The 2,408-nt window shown below is 72.6% G+C and carries 2 protein-coding genes; both read left to right on the top strand.

Annotated features, from left to right (window positions below; genetic code table 11):
* Positions 1 to 54: 54 nt before the first annotated feature.
* A complete protein-coding gene (locus ACIQOV_RS37580; protein ID WP_401055271.1) occupies positions 55 to 885 on the top strand; it encodes a carbohydrate-binding protein in 831 nt (276 codons plus the stop codon).
* 241 nt (positions 886 to 1,126) lie between these two features.
* Positions 1,127 to 2,356 (top strand): cysteine--1-D-myo-inosityl 2-amino-2-deoxy-alpha-D-glucopyranoside ligase, encoded by a 1,230-nt coding sequence (gene mshC, locus ACIQOV_RS37575; protein ID WP_401055270.1) that lies wholly within the window; start codon positions 1,127 to 1,129, stop codon positions 2,354 to 2,356.
* The last annotated feature ends 52 nt before the right edge of the window (positions 2,357 to 2,408 follow it).

The following is a 2,408-nucleotide window of genomic DNA, read 5'->3' as shown; positions in this document are numbered from 1 at the left end:
CCCACCATGGCAAGGGCCGCCCCCACCCCCCGCCTCACGAGAAGGAGACGGCGCATGCCCACGCCCGACGGCATGATCAGCCGCAAGACCGTACTGAAGGCCGCCGCCGCGCTAGGGGCTGCTCCGCTGCTGGTCGGCGGCGGAGTCGCACTGGCCCGGGACCGGATCGACAGCGGCGAACCGATCGGCTTCACCCCCGAGTGCCACGACGGGGACGCCCCCACCATCGAGCAGATCGAGGGTCCGTACTTCAAGCCCAACTCCCCGCTGCGCAGCTCGATGGTCAACGACGGCCCCGGCACCCGCCTGGTGGTCGGCGGCTACGTCTTCGGCCGCGCCTGCCGGCCCATCTCCGGCGTGCTGCTGGACTTCTGGCAGGCCGACAACGGCGGCAACTACGACAACGTCACCTACACCTTCCGCGGCCACCAGTTCACCGACGCCAACGGGGCGTACAAGCTGGACACCATCGTGCCCGGCCTCTACCCGGGCCGCACCCGGCACCTGCACGTCAAGCTGCAGGCCCCCGGCCGCTCGATCATCACCACCCAGCTGTACTTCCCGGGCGAGCCGCGCAACAGCACGGACAGCATCTACGATCCCCGGCTGCTGATGAACGTCCGCCAGAACGGCCAGACCCGCGAGGCCGGTTTCGACTTCGTGCTGGACGTTCCGCAGACCCCCGGCACGCCGAGCCCGTCGCCCACCGTCACCCCGACCGGGGGTCCCAGTACGCCGCCGAGCGGCACCTGGGCCGCGGGCACCGCGTACAAGGCGGGCGACCGCGTCACCTACTCCGGCGTCTCCTACACCTGCCTCCAGGCGCACACCGCCATGGCCGGTTGGGAGCCGCCGAACGTGCCGGCCCTCTGGCAGCGGTCGTAGCGGCTCCGACCGCGTCCCCCGGGGCGCCGGGCGCCCGGTCGGCGGCAGGGCCGACCGGGCGCTCAACCACGTCCGGAACCGGGGCCGGGTTCCGCGCCGCGCCGCCTCCCGGCCGGCTCCGCGCGGCACCGGTTCCGTGCATTACCAGTCGGAAAACCGCCGGGCAATGGCAAGAAGCGAATCCAGTCGATCTTTCGTACTGGTTAGGCTTTCAAATGTTCGCAAGGTTAAAGTTGTTTCCATGCATGCCTGGCCCGCCTCCGAGGTTCCCGACCTGCCTGGTCAGGGGCTCCCCCTCCGTATCCACGACACCGCCGCGGGCACCGTCCGCGAGGTGGTGCCGCAGGACGGCACCGCCCGGATCTACGTCTGCGGCATCACCCCCTACGACGCGACCCACATGGGCCACGCCGCCACCTACAACGCGTTCGACCTGGTGCAGCGCGTCTGGAAGGACGCCGGCCACGACGTCCTGTACATCCAGAACGTCACCGACGTCGACGACCCGCTGCTCGCCCGCGCGGTCGAGACCGGCCAGGACTGGACCGACCTGGCCGAGCGCGAGACGGCCCTGTTCCGCGAGGACATGACCGCGCTGCGCATGCTCCCGCCGGCCCACTACATCGGCGCCGTCGAGTCGATCCCGTGGATCGTCCCGATCGTCCAGAAGCTGCTGGCCTCCGGCGCCGCCTACCGGGTGGACGGCGACATCTACTTCTCGGTCGACGCCGACCCGCGCTTCGGCGAGGTCTCCGGCCTCACCCGCGAGGCCATGCGCCCGGTCTTCGCCGAGCGCGGCGGCGACCCGGACCGCCCCGGCAAGCGCAACCCGCTGGACGCCCTGCTCTGGCTGGCCGCCCGCCCGGGCGAGCCCGCCTGGGACACCGAGCTCGGCCACGGCCGCCCCGGCTGGCACATCGAGTGCGTCGCCATCGCCCTCCAGTACCTCGGCATGTCCTTCGACATCCAGGGCGGCGGCAGCGACCTCTCCTTCCCGCACCACGAGATGGGCGCCGCGCACGCCCAGGTCGCCACCGGCGCCCACCCGTACGCCAAGGCGTACGTGCACGCCGGCATGGTCGCCCTGGACGGCCACAAGATGTCCAAGTCCCGCGGCAACCTGGTCTTCGTCTCGGCGCTGCGCCGCGAGGGCGTCGACCCGGCCGCGATCCGCCTGGCGCTGCTCTCGCACCACTACCGCGCGGACTGGGAGTGGACCAAGAGCACCCTGGACGAGGCCGTCGAGCGCCTCGCCCGCTGGCGCGCCGCGGTCTCCCGCCCGGACGGCCCGGCGGCCGGGCAGCTGCTCGCCGAGGTGCGCGAGGCGCTCGCGAACGACCTGGACACGCCCGCCGCGCTGGCCGCGGTCGACCGCTGGGCGGCCCGGCAGGAGGCCGAGGGCGGTACCGACATCGGCGCGCCCGGCCTGGTGACCCGCACCGTGGACGCCCTGCTCGGCGTCGCACTGTAACCCGCACCCCGCAGCACACGCCGAAGGGGCGTCAGGACCAGGTGTCCCGACG

It is taken from the genome of Kitasatospora sp. NPDC091257 (genome assembly GCF_044757675.1).
In the GTDB taxonomy this organism is placed as follows: domain Bacteria; phylum Actinomycetota; class Actinomycetes; order Streptomycetales; family Streptomycetaceae; genus Kitasatospora; species Kitasatospora lactacystinica.
This window is presented reverse-complemented; position numbering and strand designations above follow the sequence as displayed.

Excerpts from the sequence above, each read along its gene's own strand:
- ACIQOV_RS37580 (WP_401055271.1), top strand. The coding sequence starts at position 55 with ATGCCCACGCCCGACGGCATGATCAGCCGCAAGACCGTACTGAAGGCC.
- mshC (WP_401055270.1), top strand. The coding sequence starts at position 1,127 with ATGCATGCCTGGCCCGCCTCCGAGGTTCCCGACCTGCCTGGTCAGGGG.